Origin of the sequence: Paraburkholderia sp. SIMBA_027 (assembly GCF_046535315.1) — a bacterium.
Classification (GTDB): domain Bacteria; phylum Pseudomonadota; class Gammaproteobacteria; order Burkholderiales; family Burkholderiaceae; genus Paraburkholderia; species Paraburkholderia tropica.
In genome coordinates, this window is record NZ_JAWRWY010001000.1 from 1 (window position 1) to 258 (window position 258).

The 258-nt window shown below is 60.5% G+C and carries 1 protein-coding gene; it reads right to left on the bottom strand.

The annotated features are described in order from the left end of the window. The coding region (mraW, locus tag SB764_RS42110) for a 16S rRNA (cytosine(1402)-N(4))-methyltransferase (RefSeq protein ID WP_410867053.1) at positions 1-258 on the bottom strand (258 nt) is incomplete at both ends.

Here is a 258-nt window from a genome sequence, read left to right on the forward strand (position 1 = left end):
CCGGGAACCGGCGGCTTTACCCGACCGATCCGCGAAAAATTTCTTGACGATACGGTCTTCGAGCGAATGGAACGTGACGACGACAAGCCGGCCGCCGGGTTTCAACGCCTGTTCGGCGGCAAACAGCGCCTGCGCCAGCTCACCCAGTTCGTCATTGACGAAAACGCGAAGCGCCTGAAACACGCGTGTTGCAGGATGAATCTTGTCCTTCGCCTTGCGCGGCGTGACGATCTCGATCAGACCGGCCAGATCGCGCGT